This window comes from Rathayibacter sp. Leaf299, assembly GCF_001423055.1.
GTDB lineage: Bacteria > Actinomycetota > Actinomycetes > Actinomycetales > Microbacteriaceae > Rathayibacter > Rathayibacter caricis.
The window spans coordinates 402,702-423,535 of sequence record NZ_LMNT01000003.1 but is presented as its reverse complement, the minus strand read 5'-3'; the positions used below and the strand labels follow the sequence as shown (position 1 = coordinate 423,535).

Sequence of the window (20,834 nt, the reverse complement as noted above, 5' to 3'; positions counted from 1 at the left end):
CCGCGTAGTCTGACCGGATGAGCACCGTACTCGGGATGCCCGGCATCCGACCTCGCCAGCGGGGGGCGGAGCTCCCGGCCGACCGGCCCGAGACCCCGCTGCTCGTGGACACCCACGGACGTGCGGCCGACGACCTGCGCATCTCGTTGACCGACAAGTGCAACCTGCGCTGCACCTACTGCATGCCGGCCGAGGGACTCCCGTTCCTCCCTCCCGCCGCCCTGCTGACCCGCGATGAGATCGTGCGTCTTGCGCGCATCGCGGTGGAGCAGTTCGGCGTGCGGCAGATCCGCTTCACCGGAGGCGAGCCGCTGCTGCGCAAGGACCTGGTCGAGATCATCCGCGGCGTCGCGGCCCTCGAGCCCCGCCCCGAGATCTCGCTGACCACCAACGCCATCGGCCTCTCGGGCCGGGCGACGGCGCTCGCCGAGGCGGGCCTGGACCGCGTGAACGTCTCGCTCGACTCCATCTGCGCCGAGACCTTCGCGAAGGTGACCCGCCGCCCGTTCCTCGACCGCGTGCTCGCCGGCATCGACGCCCTGGCCCCCGCGGGCCTTGCGCAGACCAAGATCAACGCGGTGCTCCTCCCGGGGATCAACGACCACGAGGCGCCCGAGCTGCTCGCCTGGGCGCTCGCCGGAGGCCACCAGCTGCGCTTCATCGAGCAGATGGCCCTCGACGCCGACCACGGGTGGGACCGGGAGACGATGATCACGGCGGCGCGGATCCGGGAGCTGCTCTCGGAGCGCTTCGTGCTGAGCCCGCACGCGGCCCCACGCGACGGCGCGCCCGCCGAGCTGTTCGACGTGCGCGATCGCGAGGGCGGTCCGCTCCTGGGTCAGGTCGGGATCATCGCGTCCGTGACGGAGGCGTTCTGCGCCGACTGCCGCCGCACTCGCCTGACCGCCGAGGGCGGCGTGCGCAGCTGCCTCTTCTCGAACGAGGAGACCGACCTGCTCGGCCCGATGCGCGCCGGCGTCGACGACCACCACGTGGCCCAGCTCTGGCGCGGCGCGATGTGGGCTAAGCCCGCCGGGCACGAGATGAACCGCATCGGGTTCGTGCAGCCCGAGCGCACGATGAGCGCGATCGGCGGATGAGCGTGCGGGTCCGCTACTTCGCTGCGGCGAAGGCCGCGCTCGGGCGAGCCTCGGACGAGTTCGACGAGCTGCCCGACGTCGCAGCACTCGAGGCGCGCCTCGTCGAGGACTCGCCGGAGTCCGCCGCGGTGCTCGGCCGGTGCAGCTACCTGGTCGACGGAGTGTCGACGACCGACCGCGCGACTCCGCTGGCCGCGAACTCCTCGGTCGACGTGCTGCCGCCCTTCGCGGGCGGCTGAGCCTCAGACCCCCAGCGCCGCAGCCCCGCCGACCAGCGAGTCGGCGCTGATGCCGACGGCCGCCGCCCGGTCGGCCGCGATCCGCGAGCGCACGCCCGACGCGCAGTGCAGCACGAGCGGGCCGGCGGGCAGCAGCGCCGGGTCGAAGCCCGACATCGGCATCCGCACGGCACCCGGCACCGACACGGACCGGTCCTCCGAGTCCTCGCGCAGGTCGACGACCGTGAGCGGCTCGTGCGCCGCCAGCCGGGCGCGGAGTTCGTCGGCGGTGACCGCCCCGGCGACTCCGCGGGGTCGCGGCGGCTCCGGCGCCCGCCGCTCGAGCGGAAGCTCCGTCCACGACCCGTCGAGCGCGTCGTGCACCACGATCCGTCCGAACAGCGGAGTGCCGACACCCGTCACGAGCTTCACGACCTCGCTCGCCATGGCGGAGCCGATCGTCGCGCAGAGCGAGCCGAGCACGCCCACCGTCGCGCAGCTGTCGGCGGCGTCCTCGGCCTCCGGATGCAGAGCGCGCAGCGTCACTCCGCCGCCGGGAGCGTGGGACCAGAACGTGGAGAGCTGGCCGTCGAAGCCGAGCGCCGAGCCCCAGACGTGCGGCACTCCCGCGCGCGTCGTCGCGTCGGAGGCGAGGTAGCGGGAGCCGAACGTGTCGAAGCCGTCGACGACGACGTCCCAGCCGGCGACGAGCGCCTCGGCGTTGGCCGCGGTGAACGCGACCGGGTAGGCGCGGGCGTCGATCCCGGGCGAGAGCCGCCGCGCGGTCGCGACCGCCGACTCCGCCTTCGAGAGGCCGACCGAGGAGTCGTCGTGGGCGGTCTGCCGCGACAGGTTGGACGGTTCGACCACATCGGCGTCGACGACGCCGAGCCGCCCGACTCCTGCCGCGGCGAGCGCCGTGATCACCGGCGAGCCGATGCCGCCCGCGCCGAGCACGAGCACCGCCGCGTTCCGCAGGCGCCGCTGCCCGAGCTCCCCGATCGGGGAGAGCCGGATCTGCCGGGCGAAGCGCTCCTGTTCTGCGGCGGTGAGCGGGGGCCCGGGTTCGACCGGGAGCGTCACGGGGGAGAGCGGAGGAGTCACCTCCCCAGTGTGCACGCCGCGCGGCGGCGAACGCCCGCCTCCGCGGATCGGCGCTGGTCGTCCAGTACCGTGGGGAGAGTTTTCCGACAGGAGCGAGGCCGGCGGGTGCATCTGAAGAGCCTGACCCTCAAGGGGTTCAAGTCCTTCGCTCAGCCGACCACGTTCGCCTTCGAGCCGGGCGTCACGTGCGTCGTCGGTCCGAACGGCTCGGGCAAGAGCAACGTCGTCGACGCGCTCGCCTGGGTGATGGGGGAGCAGGGCGCGAAGACGCTCCGCGGCGGCAAGATGGAGGACGTCATCTTCGCCGGGACGTCCACCCGCGGTCCGCTCGGCCGGGCCGAGGTCGCGCTCACCATCGACAACACCGACGGCGCCCTGCCGATCGAGTACACCGAGGTGACGATCACCCGGACGCTCTTCCGCAACGGCGGCAGCGAGTACGCGATCAACGGGCGCTCGTGCCGCTTGCTCGACGTGCAGGAGCTGCTGAGCGACTCCGGTCTGGGCCGGGAGATGCACGTCATCGTCGGCCAGGGGCAGCTCGACGCCGTGCTGCACGCGACCCCGGAGGAGCGGCGCGGCTTCATCGAGGAGGCCGCCGGGATCCTCAAGCACCGCCGCCGCAAGGAGAAGACGCTCCGCAAGCTCGAGGCGATGCAGACGAACCTCACCCGCCTGTCGGACCTCGCGGGCGAGATCCGGCGGCAGCTGAAGCCGCTCGGCCGCCAGGCCGAGGTCGCCCGGCAGGCGCAGACCATCGCCGCGGTCGTGCGCGACGCCCGCGCGCGCCTGCTCGCCGACGACGTCGTGACCCTCCGCACCGCCCTCGACGGCTTCGCGCGCTCCGAGAGCGAGCGGCACGGCGAGCGCATCGTGCTGCAGGAGAAGCTCGAGCAGGCGACCCTGCGGATGGCGCGCATCGAGTCCGAGCGGGTGGGCGACGCCGTCGACGACGCGCGCCGCACGACGTTCGAGCTGGAGTCGGTGCAGGAGCGGCTGCGCAACCTGCAGGCGCTCGCCGGCCAGCGCCTGGCGCTGCTCGACGCGGAGTCGGAGCAGCCGCAGGTGCAGCCCCGCGTCACCCCTCGGGACATCGCCGAGGCGCGGGAGGAGCTCGAGCGCTTGAGGCAGGGCGTGCTCGACGCCGAGGCGGCGTGGGCCGCCTCGCAGAAGGGCACCGTCCGCGCGCGGCAGGTGCTCGACGCGCTCGACGACGAGATCGCCGCGCAGTCCGCCCTCGTCTCGCGGCACGACCTCGAGATCTCGCAGCTCACCGGGAAGGCCGATTCGGCGGCGTCGCGACTCGCGGCCGTCCGGGGCGAGGTGCTCCGCGCGCAGAACACCCTCGACTCCGCCGTGCAGCGCCGGGATGCCGCGGAGCGTCAGCTCGACGCACTGGAGGACGAGATCGGCGAGGCGGGCGGCGGCACCGACGGGTCGCTCGACGAGAGCTACGAGCTGGCGCAGTCCGCGGTCTTCGAGGCCGAGGGCGAGATCGAGCGCCTGCGGGAGGAGCTGCACGCCCACGAGCGCGAGCGCGACGGTCTCGCGGCGCGCACCAGCGCCCTCTCGCTGGCCCTCGACGTCTCGGACGGCTCCTCCGAGCTGCTCGCCGCGCGCCTCGACGGCATCGAGGGCCGGGTCGCCGAGCGGATCCAGGTGCGGCCCGGGTACGAGGCCGCGGTCGCCGCCGCGCTCGGCACCCTCGCCGACGCCGTCCTCGCCGGCACTTCCGAGCAGGCCGAGGCCGCGCTCGACGAGGCCGTCCGCCGCGACCTCGGGCGGGTCGAGCTGCTGGTGGGCAGCGCCTCGCGTGCGGAGCTCGAGCTGACCCTGCCCGACCCGGCGCTGCGCGCCCGCGAGCTCGTCACCGGTCCGCCCGCCGTCCTCGCCCTGCTCGAGCAGGTCGTCGTCGTCGACGACCTCGCCGCCGCGCGCGCGGTCTGGCCCGCCCTGGCCGGGCGCACGCATCCGGTCACGGTCGTCACCCGCGACGGAGCCGCGCTCTCGGACTTCGTCGTGAGCGGCGGCTCCGGCGGACAGCGCAGCCGGATCGAGCTCGTCTCGGAGCGCGACGCGGCCGACTCCGCCCTGGAGGAGATCGTGGGACGCATCGACCGCCTCCGCTTCGACCTCGCCGAGCAGAGCGGCGCCCTGAAGGGTGCCAAGGAGCAGTCGCGGCTCGCCCTCGCCGCCCTGCGCGAGCACGACTCCGCCCGAGCCGCGCACACCGAGCGCCTCGGCCGGGTCCGCGCGCAGCACGAGGCCGCAGTGGCCGAATTCGGCCGCGGGCAGAAGGCGCTCGCGATCGCCGCAGAGCGCGTCGGCGACGCCGAGCGCGCGGCGACCACGGCGAAGAGCGAGCTCGACACCGCGCGCTCGCGTCCGCGGCCGATCCTCGACGTGAGCGGCAGGGACGCGCTGCAGCAGGCGGTCGACGCCGCCCGCGAGCACGAGATCGAGGCGCGGCTCGGGGTCGAGACCGCCAAGGAGCGCGTGCGCGCCGAGCAGTCCCGCGGCGAGTCGCTCGAGCGTCAGCTCGCCGCCGACCGCGCCGCGGCCGACGAGGCCGCCCGCCGCGCCGTCATCCGCCGACGGCAGCACGACGCGGCGGCCGACGTGACCTCCGCGATCCCCGCGGTCCTCGCCTCCGTCGACCGCTCGGTGCAGCAGGCGCGCGCCGAGCTCGTGCAGGCCGAGGCCGCCCGCTCGCAGCAGGACGAGGAGCTCCAGGGGCTGCGCCGCCAGGAGTCGGCCCTGCGCGAGCGGCTGCAGTCGGTCACCGAGACCGTGCACGGGCTCGAGCTGCAGATCTACGAGAAGCGCCTGCAGCTCTCCGGGCTGCTCGAGCGCGCCGGATCCGAGCTGGGACTCGTCGAGGACGTGCTCGTCGCCGAATACGGACCGCTCGTCGGCGTGCCGGACGAGTCGAGCGAGGAGGAGGACGCGCCGACGCGCCCCTTCGTGCGGGAGGAGCAGCGCCGCCGGCTCGAGAAGGCCGAGAAGCAGCTCGCGCAGCTCGGCCGCGTCAATCCGCTGGCCCTCGAGGAGTTCGCGGCGCTGGAGCAGCGGCACGCGTTCCTGACCGAGCAGCTCACCGACCTCACCGACACCCGCCGCGATCTGCTCCTCATCATCGAGGAGCTCGACGAGACCATGCAGACGGTCTTCGCCTCGGCCTTCGCCGACACGCAGGCGGCCTTCGCCGACGTGTTCCCGGTGCTGTTCCCCGGCGGCACGGGCAGCATCCGCCTGACGGACCCCGACAGCCTGCTCACGACCGGGATCGAGGTCGCCGTGCGCCCCGCGGGCAAGAAGATCGAGCGGCTGTCGCTGCTCTCGGGCGGCGAGCGCTCGCTCGCGGCGGTGGCGTTCATGGTCGCGATCTTCAAGTCGCGGCCGAGCCCGTTCTACATCATGGACGAGGTCGAGGCGGCCTTGGACGACGCGAACCTCGGCCGGCTGCTGTCGATCTTCCAGGACCTGCGGACCTCCAGCCAGCTCATCGTCATCACGCACCAGAAGCGCACCATGGAGATCGCCGACGCCCTCTACGGTGTCTCCATGCGCCAGGACGGCGTCTCGGCCGTCGTCGGCCAGCGCGTCGCGGCCCCCGCCGACTGACCGTCGCCCCGCGCACGACGACGCGCCAGCGGAGTCGGGGCCGCCGGGCGTCGCTACCGTCGCGGGATGATCCCCCTGGAGCACGTCGTCCTCACCAGGTTCAGCGTCGTCTTCACGGCGGGGCAGCCGACTCCGGACGATGCGTGGCTGCGCTACCGGCTGGGCTTCTTCCGCGACGCGACGGTCGCCTCCCTCCGGTCCCAGACCTCGACGGGCTCCTCCTGGCTCGTGTTCCTCGACGATCGGGCGCCCGACTGGCTGCGGTCAGAGATGGCGGAACTGTCCTCCGACGGGCTGTTCGACGCCGTGTACGTCCGAGGACCGTTCTCGGCCGAGGTGGTGCGCGCCGAGATCGTGCAGCGGGTGGACCCCGCTGCGGCACTCCTGACGACCCGTCTCGACAGCGACGACGCCCTCGGCCGGCGCTTCGTGGAGACCGTGCGTCGGGAGGCGAGTGCGGCGCTCGTGCAGGGGGTCGGGGAGGACGGGCTCTATCTCAACTGCACCCGCGGTCTGCAGATCGACCGCTCCGGCGCGGTCTTCCGCTACGACTACGCCTCGAACCCGTTCATCAGCCTCCTCGAACCCCCGCGGGGAGCACTCGGACCTCGGACGGTGCTCCAGGACGGACGGCACAGCTCCTCCCGCCTCCACGCCCCGGTGCGCAGCATCCGGGCCGAGCCGCTCTGGCTCCAGGTCGTGCACGGCTCGAACCTGATGAACGACATCCGCGGAGTGCGGATCGGCCCCGCCGCCGTCGACAGGTCCTTCGGGATCGACCTCGAGTACCGCCGGTCGACCGGAGCCGCGGTGCTCGCGAAGGAGTCGCTGCTCTCGCGACTCGCGCTCCTCCGACTCTGGCGGCGATCGCCCGGGCTCGCGAGGCAGTTCGCCGAGGGACGGCTGGAGTGGCTGCGCGGTACCCGGACGGCTCCTCGGCGGCCTCCCCGCTCCCGTTCCCGCCGGTACCCTGGAGCACATGGCTGAACGCACCTCCTGGTCGCTCGGTCGCGCACTGCGCGGCCTGTTCGAGAAGCGCACGATCGACGACCAGACGTGGGACGACCTCGAGACGGCGCTCATCACCGCCGACTTCGGCCCCGACATCACCGAGGAGATCGTCGAGGACCTCCGTGCGAAGGTCGAGCGCTACAGCACGACCGATCCGCGCGACCTCCAGCGCATGCTCCGCGAGTCGATGGAGGAGCGGCTGTCGAAGTACGACACGACCCTCAAGCTCAGCGAGCGCCCGGCCGTGATCCTCGTCGTCGGCGTGAACGGCGTCGGCAAGACCACGACCATCGGCAAGTTCGCCAAGTTCCTCCGCAACTACGACCGCAGCGTCGTAGTCGGAGCCGCCGACACGTTCCGCGCGGCCGCCGTCGATCAGCTCGCCACCTGGGCCCAGCGCGCCGATGCGCAGATCGTGCGCCCGCAGCAGGAGCGCCAGGATCCCGCGTCCGTCGCGTTCCAGACCGTGCAGTTCGCGAAGGACAACGGCATCGAGATGGTCATCATCGACACCGCGGGCCGCCTGCACACGAAGGGCGGGCTGATGGACGAGCTCGGCAAGATCAAGCGCGTCATCGAGAAGCAGGCGCCGATCTCCGAGATCCTGCTCGTGCTCGACGCGACGACCGGTCAGAACGGTCTCAGCCAGGCCGAGGCGTTCATCGAGCACGCCGGAGTGACGGGGCTCGTCATCACGAAGCTCGACGGTTCCGCGAAGGGCGGCTTCGTCCTCGCTGTGCAGGAGCGCACCGGCATCCCGATCAAGCTCGTCGGCCAGGGCGAGGGCATCGGCGACCTCACCGGCTTCACCCCGCACGTCTTCGCCCAGCAGCTCGTCGGCTGACGTCGTTCGGAAGTAGTTCTTGACCCCGGGTTTGACGGGTAATAGTGTCCGAGGTCATACAACCTAGGGGACACCGTGGCCAGAGACATCAAGCAGCTCAATGTGTTCATTGCTTCGCCCGGCGGGCTCGGCGAGGAGCGTAAGCGATTCGTCGACACCCTCACTCGCTTTACCTTTACGGACTCGCATGAGAGCGAGGTTGCCTTTTTTCCAAAAGGTCAAGAATTTGCCTTTGCGGGAGCAGGGCGGCCGCAAGGAATCATCAATGAGCAGATCCGAGTATCGGACTACTTGATCGTCGTTTTCTGGGATCGATGGGGAATGGCGCCGGTGGATGCTGGTGAATTCACTTCGGGTACGGAGGAAGAGTACACAGTCGGACTGGAGTGTCTCGAGGACGAAAATGCGCCAATGAGAGACGTTATCGTTCTGTTCAAGGGCGTGAATGACCGGCAACTCTCAGATCCGGGCAGCGAGTTGCAGCGTGTACTTGACTTTAAGAAGAAACTCGAGAAAGAGAGGCGAGTCCTTTACGCTAATTTTGACTCCATTAGCGAGTTTGAAGCTGAGATACTAAAACAGCTTCAGCGTTGGACGCGTCAGTGGGGTAATGGCAAACAGCCGCCGAAGGCCGCTCTTCCTGTTTCGGGTGGTTCCGCGGTCGATGTAGCGGCACCTGGCGCGACTGAAGATGGCCAAAGCGCGCAACTTGATGGCGCTAGCGTGCTTGATCAAGCGAAGAAAGCTTTTGCTGCCAATCAGAATACGCTTGCAGAAGAATTGTACGCCCGCGCCACCACTGGGCTTTATAACAGCGAAGCTATGAAAGAGTATGCACGCTTCCTGCGCAAGACGGGAAGATATAGCGCGTCGGAGCGCACTAGTGAGCAGCAAATTCGTGAATCCCAGGAGGCTGGCGATATTGAAGGTGAAGTCGAAGCTCTCGCCAACATTGGCTTGATTAAGCGGCATCATGGCCAGTTGAAAGCCAGCGAAACGTACTTTCGGCGAGCTCTTGAGGTTGCAGATCGGTGGATTGCCGAGTCGGCTGAATCTGATGGGTCGCTGGTAAGTAGGGCGTATCTGCTAGACAATCTCGCGCTGACATTACGGCGTCTTCCCGAGCGCTTAGGGGATGCACTCAAGGCGCTGTCAGAATCATCAGAAATCCGAAAGCGAGTCGATGATCCTGCAGGTCGCGCTCATTCCCTGCGGAATCAGGGAGTCATTCACACGCAGCTCGGCAACTTCTCCGAGGCCGAGCACGTTCTGCTCGAGGCTTTGACGATATTCGAGGAAATTGACTACTACCGTGGGACCTCCGCGACCGAGGCAGCGTTGGGCGAGGCTTATGAAGCGCAGAAGAAGTACGCAGAAGCGGAAAAGATGTATGAGGACTCCCTCGCAGTCAATTCCACTCATGGGAACCGGCAGGGGACATCGATGAATCTATCTCAACTATCACGAGTACTTGCGCGGCAAGATCGACTTGAAGAAGCTGAGGCCTACGCGTCTAGATGTGTCGAGATAAACGAAAAAACCGGAAATCCTGAAGGCTTGGCAGCCGGATTGCAAGCGCTCGGACGGATAGCACGCCTTCGAGGTCAATATCCTGAATCAATCGAGTACCTTTCTGATGCGCTCGAAGGATTCAACAAATTGGAGCAGATGACCGGCGTCGTGAGTACCTCCATCGAGCTCGCGCGTTCTTTGGAAGGTGAAGGCGACTCGAAGGCATCTGCGGCTCTGTTGGGTAGCGTTGTGAGGAGACTTGATTCAATTCCAAATTCTGCGCTTCGTCGTGAGTACGAGGCGGCAGTGGCGGAACTGAACATGCCAGAAAGCTGACGCGGGAGTTCACACCGCCTGCGAGAACCCCAGCGCTGCATCCGCGAGGTGCCGCAGGTGCTCCGGCACCGGCCGCCCCTTCGACTCCATCGACTGCGCCCAGAGCCGGCCCGCCCGGTAGGAGGACCGCACGAGCGGACCCGAGAGCACGCCGAGGAAGCCGATGTCCTCCGCCTCCTCCTTGATCGCCACGAACTCCTCCGGATGCACCCAGCGATCGACCGGCAGGTGCCGCGGCGTCGGCCGCAGGTACTGCGTGATCGTCAGCAGGTCGGTGCCCGCGTCGTGCAGGTCCTGCAGCGCCTGCGAGATCTCCTCGCGCTCCTCGCCCATGCCCAGGATGAGGTTCGACTTGGTGATCAGACCCGCGTCGCGCCCCTGCGTGAGCACGTCGAGCGAGCGCTCGTAGCGGAACGCGGGCCGGATCCGCTTGAAGATCCGCGGGACGGTCTCGACGTTGTGCGCGAACACCTCCGGCCGCGCCTCGAACACACGGCCGAGGTGCTCCGGGCGCCCGGTGAAGTCGGGCACGAGGATCTCGACGCCGGTGCCGGGGGACTGCGCGTGGATCTGGCGGATGGTCTCGGCGTAGAGCCAGGAGCCCTCGTCCGCGAGGTCGTCGCGCGCGACTCCGGTGACCGTGGCGTAGCGGAGGTTCATCCGCGCCACCGATTCGCCCACGCGCCGCGGCTCGTCGGCGTCGTAGTCGGCGGGCTTGCCGGTGTCGATCTGGCAGAAGTCGCAGCGGCGCGTGCACTGGGCGCCGCCGATGAGGAACGTGGCCTCGCGGTCCTCCCAGCACTCGAAGATGTTCGGGCAGCCCGCCTCCTGGCAGACCGTGTGCAGCTCCTCGCTCTTCACGAGCGACTGCAGCTGCCGGTACTCCGGCCCCATGGTCGCCTTGGTCTTGATCCAGTCGGGCTTGCGCTCGATCGGAGTCTCGGCGTTGCGGATCTCGAGTCGGAGCAGCTTGCGTCCGCCCGCCCCGGCGCTCATGCGGCCACCTCCGCGGCCTGCTCCGCAGAGAACTCGAGCGAGCACTCGCGGAACCGCTGATCGACCAGGGCGCGCACCGCCTCCATCGTCACGGCGCTGCCCGTCTCGCGCTCGATCGTCGTCACTCCGGCGTCCGAGATGCCGCAGGCGACGATGCTGGAGTAGGGCTCGAGGCTGTTCGAGACGTTGAGCGCGAAGCCGTGCATCGTCACACCGCCGGCGACGCGGATGCCGATGGCCGCGATCTTGTCCGCACCGAGCGGTCGCCGGATCCACACGCCCGAGCGCCCGTCGATCCGCTCGCCCGTGACCCCGAGGTCGGCGAGCACGGCGATCAGCATGCCCTCGAGGGAGCGGACGTAGGCGACCACGTCGACCGGCTCGCGCAGCCTCACGATCGGGTACCCGACGAGCTGACCGGGCCCGTGCCAGGTGATCCTGCCGCCGCGGTCGACGTCGACGACGGGGGAGCCGTCGACCGGGCGCTCGTGCGCCTCGGTCCGCTTGCCCGCGGTGTAGACGGAGGCGTGCTCGCAGAGCACCAGCACGCCGTCGCGCCCGGCGACCACCTCGTCGTGGAGGCGGCGCTGCAGCTGCCAGCCGTCGCGGTAGTCCAGAGGAGCTGCGGAGTCGCCCGCCAGAAGTGTCTCGATCACGTCGCCACCCTAGACGCTTTCCTGCACTGAGCCCAGTTAATCGAGCCGAGCCCCCGCAGAACCGAGCACTCCGCGGCTCCGGTAGAATTCCGGGCATCATGGCTACTTTCGGCACCCTCTCCGATCGACTCGTCGAGACCTTCAAGAACCTCCGCACGAAGGGCAAGCTCTCGGCCTCGGACGTCGACGGCACCGTCCGCGAGATCCGGCGCGCGCTGCTCGACGCCGACGTTGCGCTGGACGTGGTCAAGGCCTTCACCGGGAAGGTGCGCGAGCGCGCCCTCGGCGACGAGGTCAACAAGGCGCTGAACCCGGCGCAGCAGGTCGTGCAGATCGTCAACGAGGAGCTCGTCGCGATCCTCGGCGGGCAGTCGCGCCGCCTCGAGTTCGCGAAGCGCCCGCCGACCGTCATCATGCTCGCGGGCCTCCAGGGTGCGGGCAAGACGACCCTCGCCGGCAAGCTCGGCAAGTACCTCGGCAAGGACGGGCACACCCCGCTCCTCGTCGCCGCCGACCTCCAGCGCCCCAACGCGGTGCAGCAGCTGCAGGTCGTCGGCGAGCAGGCCGGAGTCGCGGTCTACGCTCCCGAGCCCGGCAACGGGGTCGGCAATCCGGTCAAGGTCGCGCAGAACGCGATCAAGTTCGCCGTCGACAAGCAGTACGACACCGTCATCATCGACACCGCCGGCCGCCTGGGCGTCGACGCCGACATGATGAAGCAGGCGTCCGACATCCGCCGCGTCACGAACCCCGACGAGGTCCTCTTCGTCATCGACGCCATGATCGGACAGGACGCGGTCGCCACCGCGAAGGCTTTCCAGGAGGGCGTCGATTTCACCGGAGTCGTGCTGTCGAAGCTCGACGGCGACGCGCGGGGCGGAGCAGCGCTGTCCGTCGCCTCGCTGACCGGTCGGCCGATCCTCTTCGCCTCCACGGGCGAGGGCCTCGACGACTTCGAGCAGTTCCACCCCGACCGTATGGCGAGCCGGATCCTCGACCTCGGCGACGTGCTGACCCTCATCGAGCAGGCGCAGTCCGCGTTCGACGAGGACGAGGCGCGCAAGGTCGCCGAGAAGATCATGAGCGACTCGTTCACGCTCGACGACTTCCTCGGCCAGATGCAGCAGCTGCGCAACATGGGTTCGATCAAGAAGATGATCGGCATGCTCCCGGGCGCGAAGGGCATGCGCGAGCAGCTCGACCAGTTCGACGAGCGCGAGATCGTGCGCACCGAGGCCATCATCCAGTCGATGACCAAGGCCGAGCGCGTGAACCCGAAGCTGCTCAACGGCTCCCGGCGCCTGCGCATCGCGCGGGGCTCGGGCATGACCGTGACCGACGTGAACCAGCTCGTGCAGCGCTTCGAGCAGGCCGCGAAGATGATGAAGACCGTGGCCAAGGGCGGCATGCCGAACGTGCCCGGCATGGGTCCCGTCCCCGGAGCCGGCTACCAGGGCCGTCCGAAGCCGCAGAAGAAGAAGACGTCGAAGTCGGGCAACCCGGCGAAGCGCGCGGCCGAGAACGCGGCGATCACCTCCGGCCCGCGTTCCGGCGACGCCGGCGGCTCGGGCTTCGGCCTCGGCGGCGGCACGGGCCCGCAGGCCCAGCCCACCCCCGAGGAGCTGGAGCAGCTGCAGAAGTTCCTCGGCCGATGACGGCGGGGCGACGGATCGCCGCAGCGGCCCTCGCGGCCGTCGCCGTCGTCGGGCTCGCGGGCTGCGCCGAGACGTCCGGAGCGGATGCGATGTCGGCTCCCGCTCCCGAGGAGCTCGTCGGCCGGTGGGTGACCGGAGTCGCATACGAGTCCCCGGACGTGCCGTTCCTCCTGATCGCCGACGACGGCACCTGGACCGGCTCGGACGGCTGCAACGGCGTGCAGGGCGAGTGGTCGATCGACGGCGAGGGAGCGCTCAGCGTCGACGCCGGGCCGAGCACGATGATCGCGTGCGACGGAGTCGCACTGCCGACGATCTTCTCGGAGGCGTCGATGGCCGCGATCGACGGCGGACGCCTCCGCCTCTTCGACGACGCCGGCGCCACCACCGTCAAGCTCGCCCGCTCGACCTCCGACGACGCCCCGACCACCGCCCCCGACCCCGCCGGCGAGTAGCGGCCTGGCTTCCCTCGCGGATCGAGCCTCTGCTGATCGAGTAGCCCGCGCAGCGGGCGTATCGAGATCCACGTCACCCGGAGCCGGTGGGTCTCGATACGCGCCTGCGGCGCTACTCGACCAGCAAGAAGGGGCGCCTGCGCTACTCGACCAGCAGAAGGGGCGCCTGAGGCGCTCCTCTCCCCGCGACGGAAGACGCGTCCCCGTCACTCCCGAGGTCTAGCGTGGAGAGCATGACAACCACCACCGCGCGCCCGGTCCGCATCGGCGTCCAGATCGCCCCTCAGCACGTGTCCTACGAGGTCATCCGCGACACCCTCGCCGAGATCGAGGACCTCGGCGTCGACATCGCCTTCAACTGGGATCACTTCTACCCGCTCTCGGGCGAGCCCGACGGCCTCCACTTCGAGGGCTGGAGCATGCTCGCCGCCTGGGCCGAGCAGACCAGCCGCATCGAGTTCGGCCCGCTCGTGACCTGCAACAGCTACCGCAACCCCGACCTGCTGGCCGACATGGCCCGTACGGTCGACCACATCAGCGCGAAGGGCGCGGAGGGCCGCTTGATCTTCGGCATCGGCTCCGGCTGGTTCGAGCGCGACTACCAGGAGTACGGCTACGAGTTCGGCACCGCCGGCTCGCGACTGGACGAGCTGTCCGAGGCCATGCCGCGCATCCGCAGCCGCTGGGAGAAGCTGAACCCCGCTCCCACCCGCGACATCCCCGTGATGATCGGCGGCGGGGGAGAGAAGAAGACCCTGCGGATCGTCGCCGAGCACGCCGACATCTGGCACAGCTTCTCGGACGTCCCCACCCTCGAGCGCAAGCTCGGAGTCCTGGGCGACTGGTGCGCGAAGGTGGAGCGCGATCTCTCCGCGATCGAGATCTCGACCGGTGTGAACATCCCCGCCGAGGGCGGCGACGGCGCGTTCGCGGTCGCCGATCAGCAGTTCGACCTCGGCGCGCGCCTGTTCACCCTCGGCATCACCGGGCCCGACATCGATCTCGCGCCGGTGCGCGAGCTCCTGTCCTGGCGCGACGGCAAGAACAGCACCACCCGCTGATCGGGGAGGGGCGGGAGCTCGACTCCCGCCCTACTCCGTGACCGTCGGCGCCGAATCGGTCGGGACGCTCTGCCCGAGCCCGGCCTTCTCGGCCGCCAGCGCGAAGGCCTCCGCGAGGGCGAGCTGGCCGGCCTCCGTCGGGTGGATGCCGTCCTCGGCGAGCAGCCCGTCGGCGCGGAGCGGATCGGGGTACTCGAGAGCCCCGCCGCCGGCCGCGGTCACCGCGTCCACGAGGGCCTGGTCGTAGGCGGCGAGGTCGGCGGGCCGCGGGTCGGGTCCCCAGACGGAGTCGACCGCGATCAGTCGCGCGGACGGGACGGCCGCCGCGATCGCCTGGACCGCCGGAGGGATCGCGGCGACGACCTCGTCGACGGACGAGCCGAGGTCGTTGCTGCTCGCCAGGACGACGACGGCGTCCGGCTCGGTCGCGGCGATCTCCTCGGCGCGCTCCCCGATCGGGGACCCGCAGGTCCCCGGCCTGACGAAGCCGCCGCCGTCGCAGCCGAGGTTGGTCACCGTCCAGCCGAACGCGTCGCCGACGAGCACGGGCCAGGCGGCTTCCGCGTCGAGTCCGTAGCCGCGCACGATGCTGTCCCCGACGAACGTGACCCGCGCGCCGGCCGGGATCGCTCCTCCGACGACGAGCGGGTTCGGGGCCTCGGCGTCGCGGGTCGGGGCCGGAGTCGCGGTCGCTATGTCGGTCGCCGCGGGCTCCGCTGCGGACGAGCACCCGGCCAGCCCCAGCACGAGGGCCGCGACCAGCACGAGCCGCCGCGTCGCGGTCATGCCCGCGGATCCCGCAGTCCGTCGCGCAGCTCGCCGGCGAGTGCCCGCACGACCGCCTTCAGGTCGCCGTCGTTCGCCGCGGCGACCTTCAGCTGCCGCTGGTAGCTGGCGCCGGCGACGAGGATCAGCTCGACGTCGGCGAGCTCGGCCGTGCAGTCCAGGCGCTCGGCGACGGGCGCGAGCGTCACGAGCAGATCGCGGATGTCGTCGGTCACGAGGCGCTCGGCCCCCGCGCTGTCCAGGATGATCTCGGCGTCGAGGCCGTACCGCGCCGCGCGCCACTTGTTCTCGCGCACGTACCAGGGCTGCATGGTCGGCAGGTCCTCGCCCTGGTCCAGGCGCGTCGACAGGTGCTCGACGAGGCACTGGATGAGTGCGGCGACCGCGCCGATCTCCTCCGCCGACGAGAGGCCGTCGCACGCGCGCATCTCGAGCGTGCCCCACTGCGGCGAGGGGCGGATGTCCCAGCGGACCTCGGTGTGGTCGTCGATGACGCCGGTGCGCATCATGTCGTCGACGTACTCCTCGTAGTTCGCCCACGCGCCGAACTGGGGAGGAAGGCCCGCCGTCGGCAGCTGCTGGAACATCAGGGCGCGGTTCGAGGCGTACCCGGTGTCCACTCCGCCCCAGAACGGGCTCGACGCCGACAGAGCCTGCAGGTGCGGGTAGTAGTCGAGCAGCGAGTTCAGGATCGCGAGCACCTTGTCGCGGTCCTCGATGCCGACGTGCACGTGGATGCCCCAGATCATCATGTTCCGGCCCCACCACTGGGTCCGGTCGATGAGCCGGTGGTAGCGCTCCTTGTCGGTGATGCTCTGGTCGTACCACTGCGCGAAGGGATGGGTGCCGGAGCAGACGAGGTCCAGGCCCATGGGGTCCGTGATCTCGCGCACCTGGCGCAGCTGGTCCTGCAGATCGGCGACGGCGTCGCGGACGGTCGTGTGCACACCGGAGACGAGCTCGACGGTGTTGCGCAGCAGCTCGCCGGTGATCCGCGGATGCGGCTCGCCGTCCTCCCCGCGGAGGGCCTCGAGCACGACGTCGGCGACGTTGGCCAGATCGCCCGTCTGCCGGTCGACGATCGCGACCTCCCACTCGATCCCGAGCGTGGAGCGGTCGGACTGGGCGAAGCTGATCTCCATGGCGTCGTCTCCGTCGATCCGGCGTCCACCGGGTCGGGACGCACGGCTTTCATCGTCCCACGACTCGCGGAGGCGGACGTGTGGGCTGTCCGCGCGGGGTCACAGGTGGTCGTCCGGTCGCGATCCGCGGCTCCGCGGCCCCGGGACCTGCATGTCGCGCCCGCGCGCCGGGCGTTTTTCTGGCAGAATGATCCGTCGGGTCCGAGGCGGTCGACCCTCTACTCACCGCCGAAGAAACCCCCTCGAGCTTCCGGCCGGGTGTGCACCCCACGCTCACGGCTCAGTTCATCCATCATCGACCTCATCGGTCAACGACCACACAGGAGAATTGTGGCTGTCAAGATTCGTCTGAAGCGCCTCGGCAAGATCCGAGCGCCCTACTACCGCATCGTCGTCGCCGACTCGCGCACCAAGCGCGACGGCCGCGTCATCGAGGAGATCGGCAAGTACCACCCCACCGAGGAGCCCTCGTTCATCCAGGTCGACTCCGAGCGTGCGCAGTACTGGCTCGGCGTCGGCGCGCAGCCGACCGAGCAGGTCGCCGCGATCCTCAAGCTGACCGGAGACTGGGGCCGCTACAAGGGCGACGCCGACGCCGTCAGCACCGTCAAGGTGAAGGAGCCCAAGGCGCCCTTCGTCATCGACGCCAAGAAGAAGCCCGTCCTCAAGCCCAAGACCGAGGCTCCGGCCAAGGCCGCTCCGGCCGAGGACACCGCCGACGAGACCTCCACCGAGGCGTAGTCCATGCTCGCTCCTGCCGTCGAACACCTCGTCAAGGGGATCGTCGAGAACCCCGATGAGGTCCGTGTCGTGGCGACGAGCTCCCCACGCGGAGAGGTCCTCGAGGTGCGCGTGCACCCCGAGGACCTCGGCCGCGTGATCGGACGTTCCGGCCGCACCGCCAAGGCCGTCCGCACCCTGGTCGCCGCTCTCGCCGACGGCCGTCGCGTCCGCGTCGACGTCGTCGACACCGACAAGTAGAGGTGGCGACCCCCGGAACGGGCACGACGCAGCTCCGCGTCGCCCGACTCACCAAGGCCCACGGCCTCAAGGGCGCCATCAAGCTCGAGCTCTACACCGACGAGCCCGACAAGCGCTTCACGCCCGGATCCACGTTCACGTTGCAGGTGCCCCGCACCTCCGAGTGGCACGGGAAGAAGCTCGAGCTCGTCGAGCTGCGCTGGTACAACAGCCACCCCGTCGCGTTCTTCAAGGGCGTCGACGACCGCAGCGCCGCCGAGACGCTCCTGAAGGCGATCCTCTGGATCGACGAGGAGGTCCGCACGACGCCGGGCGAGGACGACTCCTGGTACGACTACCAGCTCGTCGGAATGAAGGTCGTCCGCGACGGAGCCGAGGTCGGCACCGTCCGCCGCGTCGATCACTTCCCGGCACAGGATCTGCTCATCGTGGCGACTCCCTCCGGCGAGGTCATGGTGCCGTTCGTCACCGCGATCGTGCCGTCCATCGACCCCGTTGCCGGTGTCGTCACCGTCACTCCTCCGACCGGACTCTTCGAGGAGATCGTCGAGGTGGAGCCGACGCAGGTGGATCTGACGGGCGTCGACCTGTCCGATCCCGAGCTCGCGACGATCGCCGGGACCGACTCCGGGGACGGCGATGCCGATCAGGACGCGATCGCGACCGACGCCCCCTCCTCCGAGGACGACTCGACCGACGCGACCCCCGCGGAGGACCCCCGGTCGTGAGGATCGACATCGTCACGATCTTCCCGGAGTTCTTCGGGGTGCTCGACATCAGCCTGCTCGGGCGTGCGCGCCAGAGCGGGCTGATCGAGCTCGGCGTGCACGATCTGCGCTCCTTCACCCACGACCGGCACCGCACTGTCGACGACACTCCCTACGGCGGAGGCGCCGGCATGGTCATGCGCCCGGAGCCGTGGGGCGAGGCGCTCGACACGATCCTCGAATCCGCCGGCGACGCGGATCCGCTCGTGGTCTTCCCCTCGCCGGCCGGTGAGGTCTTCACGCAGGCCACCGCTCGGCAGCTCGCCGACGAGAAGGCGCTCGTCTTCGGCTGCGGCCGCTACGAGGGCATCGACCAGCGCGTCGTCGACCACACCGCGACCCGCGCCCGCGTCCGGATGATCAGCCTCGGCGATTACGTGCTGAACGGTGGCGAGGTCGCCGTCATGGCCATGATCGAGGCCGTCGGCCGACTCGTCCCCGGCGTCGTCGGCAACCCGGCGAGCCTGGTCGAGGAGAGCCACTCCGACGGTCTGCTCGAGTACCCCAGCTACACCAAGCCCGCGTCCTGGCGCGGCCTCGACGTCCCCCCGGTGCTGCTCAGCGGCAACCACGGAGCGATCGCCGCGTGGCGCCACGAGCAGAGCGTCGAGCGCACCCGCCGCGTTCGCCCGGAGCTGCTGCCCTAGGGTCTGCCCTCGGCGCGCCGCTCGGCGAGGCGCCGCTCCCGCATCGCGAGGAACAGCGGGAACGCGAAGGCGAGCGCGACCAGCGGAGCGAGCAGCACGTAGACCCAGAGCCGCTTCATCCTGAGACGCCGTCCTTCGGCGACGATCAGGGCCACCGCCGCGATCGCGACGATCAGCAGATCGGTCGTCAGCGACGACACCGCCGGCCCGCCGTCGAACCAGGCGCCGAGGAAGTTGACGCTCTCGAGCACGGCGCGGATGTTGTGCGTCCAGGTGCCGACGAGCCCGAGGACCGCGAGGACGAGGTAGACCAGCGCCAGCGGCGTCCAGTTCTTCAGCAGTCGGTTCATCGCGGGACCTCCGGGGTGCGCGGTCGGGTGAGCACGGCGACGGCGCCGCCGAGCAGGAGGAGGGCGAGGCCGAGACCGACGGCCGCGGTGAGCGCATCCGGAGCGACGATCGACTGGCCGCGCAGCGCCTGCCAGCAGGTGATCGCGACGACACCGGCCCACCCGACGGAGGCGAGCACGAGCAGTCGGGCGCGCACGGCCGAGTAGGCGAGCAGCGGGACGCGTCGTCCGAGCAGACGCAGGCCGATCGCCAGCAGCGGCAGACCCTGCAGGGCGTGCATCCCGACGAAGTGCGGGATGCGGAGGTCGCCGCCCGTGGTGCTCCAGCCGAGCAGCGGCAGGCCCGTGCCGCCGTCCGGCACGCCGACGGCGTGCGCTCCGACGACCCCCTGGTAGTCCGAGATCTGGTCCGCGGTCGGACCGGTCATCAGGAAGGCCAGCGCCATGCCCACCAGGCCGATCACGAGTCCTGCCCGTACGGCGACCGTCAGGGCCGCATCGCCCAGGGGGGCCCGGGCCAGGAGGAGCGCCAGGACCAGGGTGGCGAGCCAGACGACCACGATCGACACGGCCATGGTCGTCCACATCACCGAGTGCAGGGGCGTGCTGACGTCGAAGTGGCTCGCGGCCCCGACGGCCGCGGCGCCGCCGATGACGACCATCTCGATCACCAGGCCCGCTGCCGCGACGGTGCCGAGGATCCGTCCGAGGCGGCGGCGGCGGGGGAGGAGTCCGATCAGCCACGCGAGGGTCAGCGCGTAGACGGCGATCGAGAGGCAGAACTTGAGCGGCTTCGCCCAGACGGGCTGCCCGGCGAGCTCGCGCGGATCGACGAGGAGCGCGACGACGCAGAACGCGGCCCCGACGGCCATCGCGATCGCGAGGGCGAGGAGGGGACGGTGCGGACGGGCGGGGGCCTCGGAGACCGGCGCCTCCTGCACGGCGGTCATCGCGATGCGCCCTCGGCCGGGCCGAACCGGCGCTGCGTCTCGCGGGCCTGGGCCACTCGGCGCAGCGACTGCAGGACCACGTCGCCGAGAGCCGTCCCGACCGCCGCGATCGACGCCTGCTCGCTCACGCTCTCCCTCGCCTCGAGCTCGTCGAGGTCGGCGCGGGCGACGAGCTCGGCCGCCTCCTCGTAGCGCTCGAGCCAGTCGGGGGTCATCGCTCCGCCGGAGGCCTCCAGGGCGTCCAGCGCGCGGGCCGCCGTCGCGACCGCGGGGTGCTCGCACAGCATCGGGCCGACGAGCGAGCGGATGCGCTCCAGCGAGCCCTCCGTCGCCGGGGCCTCCGAGTCGGCGTTCGCCGAGACGACGTCCTGCGCCACCTCGAACGCGTGCGCAGGGGGTGCCCCGCTGTCGAGGACCGCTGTGATGCGCTTCGCGCCGGCGATGCCGACTCCTCCGCTCTCGATGAGACCGCGGAGCAGGCGGAGCCGCGCGACGTGGGCGTCGCCGTACTCCGCCCGCTGGGGCACCGAGGACTCGCCCGTGGCGAGGATCCCCTCCCGGATGTAGTACTTGATCGTGGCGACGCTGACGCCCGTGAGGCGAGCGAGCTCGGAGATGCGCATACGGAGAGTATGGCTA

At 70.3% G+C, this 20,834-nt stretch carries 21 protein-coding genes; 13 read left to right on the top strand and 8 right to left on the bottom strand.

Going from position 1 to position 20,834, the window contains the following annotated elements; translation table 11 throughout:
* Positions 1–17 precede the first annotated feature (17 nt).
* Both moaA and ASF48_RS13595 read left to right on the top strand, forming a co-directional pair.
* On the top strand, positions 18–1,100 hold the full coding sequence (gene moaA, locus ASF48_RS13600) for a GTP 3',8-cyclase MoaA (protein ID WP_082481478.1): 1,083 nt from the start codon (positions 18–20) through the stop codon (positions 1,098–1,100).
* The gene (locus ASF48_RS13595) at positions 1,097–1,339 is read left to right on the top strand and encodes a MoaD/ThiS family protein (RefSeq protein ID WP_055792644.1); all 243 of its coding nucleotides are present in this window, start codon (positions 1,097–1,099) and stop codon (positions 1,337–1,339) included. Before moaA ends, ASF48_RS13595 begins: the two co-directional genes overlap by 4 nt.
* 3 nt (positions 1,340–1,342) lie before the next feature.
* Here ASF48_RS13595 and ASF48_RS13590 read toward each other — a convergent pair whose 3' ends face one another.
* Positions 1,343–2,422, bottom strand: a complete 1,080-nt coding sequence (locus ASF48_RS13590; protein ID WP_230671168.1) for a ThiF family adenylyltransferase — start codon at positions 2,420–2,422, stop codon at positions 1,343–1,345.
* A 105-nt stretch (positions 2,423–2,527) separates the two neighbouring features.
* On the opposite strand from ASF48_RS13590, the gene smc reads away from it, so the two are divergent.
* The 4 genes from smc (at position 2,528) to ASF48_RS19075 (ending at position 9,749) form a co-directional block, all read left to right on the top strand.
* Entirely contained in the window at positions 2,528–6,046 is a 3,519-nt protein-coding gene (gene smc, locus ASF48_RS13585) for a chromosome segregation protein SMC (protein ID WP_055792639.1), read from the top strand.
* Between the two features lie 66 nt (positions 6,047–6,112).
* Positions 6,113–7,033: a glycosyltransferase gene (locus tag ASF48_RS13580; protein WP_055792636.1), complete on the top strand. Its 921-nt coding sequence runs from the start codon at positions 6,113–6,115 to the stop codon at positions 7,031–7,033.
* Positions 7,026–7,901 (top strand): signal recognition particle-docking protein FtsY, encoded by an 876-nt coding sequence (gene ftsY / locus ASF48_RS13575; protein ID WP_055792633.1) that lies wholly within the window; start codon positions 7,026–7,028, stop codon positions 7,899–7,901. The genes ASF48_RS13580 and ftsY overlap by 8 nt, the downstream gene beginning before the upstream one ends.
* Positions 7,902–7,976: 75 nt before the next feature.
* A complete protein-coding gene (locus ASF48_RS19075; protein ID WP_082481473.1) occupies positions 7,977–9,749 on the top strand; it encodes a tetratricopeptide repeat protein in 1,773 nt (590 codons plus the stop codon).
* A 9-nt stretch (positions 9,750–9,758) separates the two neighbouring features.
* Here ASF48_RS19075 and lipA read toward each other — a convergent pair whose 3' ends face one another.
* Both lipA and lipB read right to left on the bottom strand, forming a co-directional pair.
* On the bottom strand, positions 9,759–10,745 hold the full coding sequence (gene lipA / locus ASF48_RS13570; RefSeq protein WP_055792630.1) for a lipoyl synthase: 987 nt from the start codon (positions 10,743–10,745) through the stop codon (positions 9,759–9,761).
* The gene (gene lipB, locus ASF48_RS13565) at positions 10,742–11,401 is read right to left on the bottom strand and encodes a lipoyl(octanoyl) transferase LipB (protein WP_055792627.1); all 660 of its coding nucleotides are present in this window, start codon (positions 11,399–11,401) and stop codon (positions 10,742–10,744) included. The genes lipA and lipB overlap by 4 nt, the downstream gene beginning before the upstream one ends.
* 98 nt (positions 11,402–11,499) lie before the next feature.
* Here lipB and ffh point away from each other — a divergent pair, with 98 nt between their 5' ends.
* The 3 genes from ffh to ASF48_RS13550 all read left to right on the top strand — a co-directional run bounded on the left by ffh (position 11,500) and on the right by ASF48_RS13550 (position 14,572).
* The gene (ffh, locus tag ASF48_RS13560; RefSeq protein ID WP_055792623.1) at positions 11,500–13,056 is read left to right on the top strand and encodes a signal recognition particle protein; all 1,557 of its coding nucleotides are present in this window, start codon (positions 11,500–11,502) and stop codon (positions 13,054–13,056) included.
* On the top strand, positions 13,053–13,511 hold the full coding sequence (locus ASF48_RS13555) for an META domain-containing protein (protein WP_055792621.1): 459 nt from the start codon (positions 13,053–13,055) through the stop codon (positions 13,509–13,511). Before ffh ends, ASF48_RS13555 begins: the two co-directional genes overlap by 4 nt.
* Before the next feature lie 233 nt (positions 13,512–13,744).
* Positions 13,745–14,572 carry an LLM class F420-dependent oxidoreductase gene (locus tag ASF48_RS13550; protein ID WP_055792618.1) on the top strand — a complete coding sequence of 276 codons (828 nt, stop codon included), beginning with the start codon at positions 13,745–13,747 and terminating at the stop codon, positions 14,570–14,572.
* A gap of 30 nt (positions 14,573–14,602) precedes the next feature.
* On the opposite strand, the gene ASF48_RS13545 is transcribed toward ASF48_RS13550, so the two are convergent.
* Together ASF48_RS13545 and ASF48_RS13540 are read right to left on the bottom strand one after the other, a co-directional pair.
* Positions 14,603–15,358 carry an SGNH/GDSL hydrolase family protein gene (locus tag ASF48_RS13545; RefSeq protein ID WP_055792615.1) on the bottom strand — a complete coding sequence of 252 codons (756 nt, stop codon included), beginning with the start codon at positions 15,356–15,358 and terminating at the stop codon, positions 14,603–14,605.
* Positions 15,355–16,500 carry a glutamate--cysteine ligase gene (locus ASF48_RS13540; RefSeq protein ID WP_055792612.1) on the bottom strand — a complete coding sequence of 382 codons (1,146 nt, stop codon included), beginning with the start codon at positions 16,498–16,500 and terminating at the stop codon, positions 15,355–15,357. The genes ASF48_RS13545 and ASF48_RS13540 overlap by 4 nt, the downstream gene beginning before the upstream one ends.
* A 330-nt stretch (positions 16,501–16,830) precedes the next feature.
* Between ASF48_RS13540 and rpsP the strand changes: the two genes are divergently transcribed.
* From rpsP to trmD, 4 genes are read left to right on the top strand one after another with little or no spacing between them, the layout of a single operon-like run.
* Entirely contained in the window at positions 16,831–17,241 is a 411-nt protein-coding gene (gene rpsP / locus ASF48_RS13535) for a 30S ribosomal protein S16 (RefSeq protein ID WP_055792609.1), read from the top strand.
* Between the two features lie 3 nt (positions 17,242–17,244).
* Positions 17,245–17,481, top strand: coding sequence for an RNA-binding protein (locus ASF48_RS13530; RefSeq protein WP_055792605.1), 237 nt, complete (start codon positions 17,245–17,247; stop codon positions 17,479–17,481).
* A 2-nt stretch (positions 17,482–17,483) separates the two neighbouring features.
* A complete protein-coding gene (rimM, locus tag ASF48_RS13525) occupies positions 17,484–18,209 on the top strand; it encodes a ribosome maturation factor RimM (protein ID WP_055792602.1) in 726 nt (241 codons plus the stop codon).
* A complete protein-coding gene (gene trmD, locus ASF48_RS13520) occupies positions 18,206–18,895 on the top strand; it encodes a tRNA (guanosine(37)-N1)-methyltransferase TrmD (RefSeq protein WP_055792599.1) in 690 nt (229 codons plus the stop codon). Before rimM ends, trmD begins: the two co-directional genes overlap by 4 nt.
* Here trmD and ASF48_RS13515 read toward each other — a convergent pair.
* Genes ASF48_RS13515 through ASF48_RS13505 form a run of 3 tightly spaced genes read right to left on the bottom strand, consistent with a single transcriptional unit; the run spans position 18,892 to position 20,818 of the window.
* Positions 18,892–19,245: a DUF2834 domain-containing protein gene (locus ASF48_RS13515; protein WP_055792597.1), complete on the bottom strand. Its 354-nt coding sequence runs from the start codon at positions 19,243–19,245 to the stop codon at positions 18,892–18,894. The two genes, trmD and ASF48_RS13515, sit on opposite strands and share 4 nt — an antisense overlap.
* Positions 19,242–20,195, bottom strand: coding sequence for a hypothetical protein (locus ASF48_RS13510; protein ID WP_055792594.1), 954 nt, complete (start codon positions 20,193–20,195; stop codon positions 19,242–19,244). The genes ASF48_RS13515 and ASF48_RS13510 overlap by 4 nt, the downstream gene beginning before the upstream one ends.
* Positions 20,192–20,818 (bottom strand): MerR family transcriptional regulator, encoded by a 627-nt coding sequence (locus ASF48_RS13505; protein ID WP_055792590.1) that lies wholly within the window; start codon positions 20,816–20,818, stop codon positions 20,192–20,194. Before ASF48_RS13505 ends, ASF48_RS13510 begins: the two co-directional genes overlap by 4 nt.
* Between the last annotated feature and the right edge of the window lie 16 nt (positions 20,819–20,834).